Annotated in this window: 5 protein-coding genes; 3 read left to right on the plus strand and 2 right to left on the minus strand. The window is 66.7% G+C overall.

Translation table 11 applies throughout. The annotated features are described in order from the left end of the window. Positions 1 to 285 precede the first annotated feature (285 nt). Both RCH07_RS18955 and RCH07_RS18960 read right to left on the minus strand, forming a co-directional pair. Positions 286 to 1,674, minus strand: coding sequence for a class II 3-deoxy-7-phosphoheptulonate synthase (locus RCH07_RS18955; protein ID WP_326969045.1), 1,389 nt, complete (start codon positions 1,672 to 1,674; stop codon positions 286 to 288). A gap of 171 nt (positions 1,675 to 1,845) precedes the next feature. Further along, the gene (locus RCH07_RS18960; RefSeq protein ID WP_326969041.1) at positions 1,846 to 2,619 is read right to left on the minus strand and encodes a lysophospholipid acyltransferase family protein; all 774 of its coding nucleotides are present in this window, start codon (positions 2,617 to 2,619) and stop codon (positions 1,846 to 1,848) included. Positions 2,620 to 2,730: 111 nt separating this feature from the next. On the opposite strand from RCH07_RS18960, the gene RCH07_RS18965 reads away from it, so the two are divergent. Genes RCH07_RS18965 through RCH07_RS18975 form a run of 3 tightly spaced genes read left to right on the plus strand, consistent with a single transcriptional unit; the run spans position 2,731 to position 5,019 of the window. Further along, positions 2,731 to 3,570, plus strand: coding sequence for an alpha/beta hydrolase (locus RCH07_RS18965; RefSeq protein WP_326969042.1), 840 nt, complete (start codon positions 2,731 to 2,733; stop codon positions 3,568 to 3,570). After that, a complete protein-coding gene (locus RCH07_RS18970; protein ID WP_326969043.1) occupies positions 3,567 to 4,370 on the plus strand; it encodes an alpha/beta hydrolase in 804 nt (267 codons plus the stop codon). The genes RCH07_RS18965 and RCH07_RS18970 overlap by 4 nt, the downstream gene beginning before the upstream one ends. Beyond that, a complete protein-coding gene (locus RCH07_RS18975; RefSeq protein WP_326969044.1) occupies positions 4,363 to 5,019 on the plus strand; it encodes a hypothetical protein in 657 nt (218 codons plus the stop codon). The genes RCH07_RS18970 and RCH07_RS18975 overlap by 8 nt, the downstream gene beginning before the upstream one ends. Positions 5,020 to 5,404 lie beyond the last annotated feature (385 nt).

The following is a 5,404-nucleotide window of genomic DNA, read 5'->3' on the forward strand; positions in this document are numbered from 1 at the left end:
CCAGGGTCGCCGTGGACGATTTTCCGCGGGTCAGCGCCTCCAAGGCCTCACGATCCCCGTCACGCAGTTCCAGTGCCTTTGCCAAATAAACCATGTGTCAAGTCTGACAAGAAATCAGACCCAAAGGAAGCACCGACATGCTACGCTAGCGCCGTCCGGTCGGCATCTGCCGGGCCTACGACAGCTCCGCCCCGGCATGGAATGCCGGGGCGGAGGCTTGTACTGCGGAGCTTCGTGCTACTGGAGCCGTTGATCCCGGGAGCCGTTGATCCCGTGAGCCGGGGCTCAGCGCGTGGAGAGGGCCCCTGCCACCAGGAAGGCCATCTCCAGGGACTGCATGTGGTTCAGACGCGGGTCGCAGACGGATTCGTAGCGGTCCAGGAAGGCTTCCTGATCCACCGGATCGGCGCCGCCGAGGCATTCAGCTACGTCGTCACCGGTCATCTCCACGTGCAGGCCGCCCGGGACTGTGCCGAGGGCATGATGGACCTCGAAGAAACCGCGCACCTCGTCGATGACGTCGTCGAAATTGCGGGTCTTGTAGCCGTTGGGCGAGGTGACCGTGTTGCCGTGCATGGGGTCTGTGACCCAGAGTACCTGGGCGCCGGAGGCGGTGACGCGTTCCACGATCGGGGGCAGTTTCTCACGGATATTGGTGGCGCCCATCCGGGTGATGAAGGTCAGGCGGCCGGGCTCGCGGTCCGGATCGAGTTTGTCGATCAGGCGCAGGGCATCGTCGCCGCTGGTGGACGGGCCGAGCTTCACACCGATGGGGTTGCGCACGCGGGAAAGGAAGTCGACGTGGGCGTGGTCCAGTTCGCGGGTGCGCTCCCCGATCCAGAGGAAGTGCGCGGAGGTGTCATAGGGGAAGCCCGTGCGCGAATCAATGCGGGTCAGGGCGCGTTCGTAGTCGAGAAGCAGCGCCTCATGGCTGGCATAGAACTCCACCCGCTTGAGCGCCTCGAAGTCCGCTCCGCAGGAGGCCATGAACTTGATGGCGCGGTCGATGTCCCGCGCCAGCGACTCGTAGCGCGCGTGGGCGGGGTTTTCCGTGAAGCCCTTGTTCCACTGGTGCACGAGGCGCAGGTCCGCGAAGCCGCCCTGGGTGAAGGCCCGGATCAGGTTCAGCGTGGAAGCCGAGGTGTGGTAGGCCTTGAGCATCCGGCCGGCGTCGTGCGCGCGGGATGCGGGGGTGAAGTCGTAGCCGTTGACGATGTCGCCGCGGTAAGCCGGAAGCGTGACGCCCTCGCGGGTCTCGTCGTTGGAGGAACGGGGCTTGGCGAACTGGCCTGCCATCCGGCCCATTTTGATGACCGGCATGGCCGCGCCGTAGGTAAGGACCACGGCCATCTGGAGTATGGTGCGGACCCGGGCGCTGATCTTGTCGGCGGTGGCGGCCTCGAAGGTTTCCGCGCAGTCGCCGCCCTGGAGCAGGAACGCCTTTCCCTGCGCCGCGGCCGCGAGCCGTTCGCGAAGGATGTCCACTTCGCCGGCGAAGACGAGCGGCGGCAGGACGGAAAGCTCCTTGACCGAGGCGTCAAAGACGCCCTTGTCCGACCACGTCGGCTGCTGGGAGGCCGTCAGATCCCGCCAGTGGTCCAGGCCGGGATAGTCGGCGGCACCACTCTGGGCGGTGCTGGTCAGGGCGGAGCCCGACAGCGGTGCACCGTTCAGGGTGGCACCGTTCAGGGTGGCACCGTCCAGGGCGGAACTGTTCAGGGTAGAACTTTTCAGGGGGAAGGCCGAAGGCGCAGATAGCTCAGTCACCTTCTAAGGATAGTTGCACGGCACCGATCAGCGGAGCCGGTCTGTCATTGACAGTGCCCACACCGTCACACGGAATACTCACACACTTCCGGGTGCCGCCGGGCCGCCTGCGGCGGCGCCGTCGTCGGGCTGCTCCGTTGCCTTCCCGGCAAGCGGTTTCTCCGCGAGCGCCTTGCCCGCGAGCCGGAGTTTTACCACCGCGGCGTACTCGTCGACGTATTCCTGGCCGGAAAGCCGCATCAGCTCGTACATGATCTCGTCGGTCACGGAACGCTGGATCAGCCGGTCATCCTCCATGCCGTAGTACCGGCTGAAGTCGAGTGGTTCGCCGAAGATCATCCCGATGCGCCGGATATTGGGCATCCTCTTGCCGATCGGCTGGACCTTGTCGGTGCCGATCATAGCCACCGGAATGACCGGCACACGGGCCTGCAGGACGAGCCTGGCCACGCCCACCTTGCCGCGGTACAGCCGGGCGTCCGGACTGCGGGTACCCTCGGGGTAGATGCCCAGCAGCGAGCCGTTCCTGAGCACGTCCATACCGGCGTCGAGGGACAGCGCAGAGGCGGCTCCCCCGGACCTGTCCATCGGCAGCTGGTTGGTCAACCGGAAGAAGGCGGCGGTCAGCTTGCCCTTGATGCCGGTGCCGGTGAAGTATTCCGATTTCGCCAGGAACACCACGGGACGGGGCACCATAAGGGGCATAAAAATGGAATCCGAGAAAGAAAGATGGTTCGAGGCGATGATGGCTGCGCCCTCGGCGGGCACGTTGTCCAGACCCTTGACCCAAGGCCGGAACAACGTCTTGAGCACCGGGCCCAGAACGAACGTCTTCATGAACCAATAAAACACGTGGTGTACCCCTCCGGAAAGCGTCCGGCCGGCCCGCCGTCGGGTCCCGCCAGGACTTCATTGACACCCTACTCTAGTGAGTTTTGTCCCGAACAGTGACACGATGGGCACATGACCGGAAGCAGCACTCCCCTGGCGCCCGCGGCGTTCAGTTACCCCGGCCACGGCGGCAACGCGGGCGTCGGCGTAGCGATCTGTCACGGTTTCACCGGCAGCCCCCTCAGCGTCCTTCCCTGGGCAGAGCACCTGGCCGCCCAGGGTTTCGCCGTGTCCGTCCCGCTGCTGCCGGGCCACGGCACCGACTGGCGTGACCTGGCCCGCCACGGCTGGCAGGACTGGTATAACGCCTTCGAGGCCGCATACCTTGAGCTGGCCGCCGGAACCCGGGACTGCTTCGTCGCCGGCCTGTCGATGGGCGGTGCCATAGCCCTGCGCACGGCCGCCCGCCAGCGCGTCGCCGGTGTTGCCGTGGTCAATCCGGGGCTGAGCTTCTACGACCGCCGGGTCCGGGTCATCGGACTGCTTAAGTACCTCCAGCGGACCACTGCTCCGGCCCAGGAACCGAACCCGACGGCGTTGGCCACCTGGGACGGCGATTACTCCCGGACGCCGCTGGAGTCCGTCCACCAGCTCAGCCGGCTGTTTAAGGTGACCATCCGGGAACTGCCCGCGGTCAAGGCCCCGGCCCTCGTCTTCAAATCCGACTCCGATACCGTGGTGCCGCCGACTTCACTTGAGCTGCTTCGGAAGCGGCTCGGGTCGCGGGAGCTCGACGTCGTCCGGCTGCCGGACAGCGGTCATGTGGCCACGCTCGACGTCGATGCGCCCCTGATTTTCGCGGAATCCACCCGCTTCTTCATGCAGCACGCCGCGTCCGCGCCGCCGTCCCTTTCGGCTGCCGCGCTTTCGTCCGCCGCGCTGCCGCTTTCCCGAGCCACGGAGACCCCATGAGCATTCCCCTGGACCATTCCCCGTTCAGCAGCCCATTCACCGGAACCGGCCCCCGGACCGGTGTTGTGGTGTCCCATGGCTTCACCGGCAGCCCGCATGGTGTCCGGGACTGGGCAACGTCCCTGTCCGGGGCGGGCTACGCGGTGCGGATGCCGTTACTGCCGGGCCACGGGACCAGCTGGCAGGAATTGTCCCGGACCCGTTGGCCGGACTGGCACGCCGCCCTCGACGCCGCCTATCTGGAACTCGCCGAAGACTGCGAACACGTCTTCGTCGCCGGTCTGTCGATGGGCGGGGCCCTGGCCCTGCGGATTGCCGCCACCCGGCCCGTCGCCGGAGCCGTGCTGGTGAACCCGGGACTCGTCGTCGACGACCCGCGTGCCCCGCTCGCCGGCATCCTCAAATTTGTCCTCAAGAGCACTCCTGCCATCGCCAACGACATCCTCAAGGCCGGCACGGACGAAGGTGCCTATCCCCGGACCCCGGTGGGCGCCGCCCATGAGCTGAACAAAATGTTCAAGGACACCGTGCGGCTGTTGCCCCGGGTCACGGCCCCCGTCCGGGTCTACCGCTCCGCGGTGGACCATGTGGTCTCCGACTCGAGCATGACGGCGCTGCGGCGCGGGCTGACGAACGCCCCCCTTGAGGTGATTCGGCTGGAAAACAGCTACCACGTGGCTACCATGGACAACGACGCGCCCGAGATCTTCCGCGGCACCGCCGAGTTCATCCGGTCAGCAGTTGCCGGACGCACGCCGGACGCCGCCCACGCTAGCCAAAAGGACACGGCAGATGACTAAACCGGATCCCAACTCCCCTGACCCCGATTCGTCGGACTCCGATCCATCGCACACCGATTCATCGGACACCCCGTCGGACCAGGCCAATGCTGTCTGGCTGGATCTTGTCGCGCGGCTGGAAGGCAAGGATCCGGCCGGCGTCCCCGGGTTACCTGAGGGTGCCGGAGGTGCCGGGGGTGCCGGAGGTGCCGGGGGTGCTTCGGCGGCCAGGCCGTTTAGCGATTTCGATCCTCTGGGGCTCTCCGTCGCCGCACCCATAGAGCTCTCCGCCCGGGAACGGCTCGGCGGGACACCGGACACGGCCAACGGGGCAGACGGCGGGGCCACAGACGGGGCCGGGGACAGCGCCCGCCCGGGGTATCCGGCGAGCCCCCGGGATTATGCGGCAGACGGCGACGATCCCTTTGCCCCGGACCGCTTCGTGCCGGAGGAACCGCCCAGCCTCGCCGGCGCCGACCCGATGACCGTGCTGGCCTGGCTCGGCGCGGTGGGTGGCCCGATCGCGCTCATCCTGTCCACGATGTTCTGGCGCTCCGCACCCCTGCTGGCGATCCTGGGCCTGGTAGCCGCCTTTGCGGCCTCGGTGGTCTTTTTGATCATGAAACTTCCGGGCGAGAAAGACGACCACGACGACGGCGCCCGCGTCTAGGCGCTGCACCGGCAGGTTTGCTGCACCGGCTGGCCGGAATAGTTGCCCCGCCGCGCCGCGCCGTGCCGCTGACTCAGCCGTGACAGCCCAATTTCGGGTTTTCGCTAATTCGTCGGGGGGCGGGCTGGACCAGGTCCTTAACTCGCCGGGGGACATGCCCATTCTTCGCACCCGCGACTGGGCAGAAGGTGACTATGTCCATCCGCTGGCCCCGGCTCGGGGCATGTCCCTTTGGGCGGTTGTCCAGTCCAGCGGCCACGCGCCCGGACCCCCGACGAACCAACGAAAAAGGGCTCTCCTGACAGAAGTGTGGGTCAGGGATTGTGTGCTAAGGGGCATGGGTAACCCGATAGATTTGGGAGTTCCTACACAACCAATCTTCGGA

Source organism: Arthrobacter sp. CG_A4 (assembly GCF_035985125.1).
GTDB lineage: Bacteria > Actinomycetota > Actinomycetes > Actinomycetales > Micrococcaceae > Arthrobacter.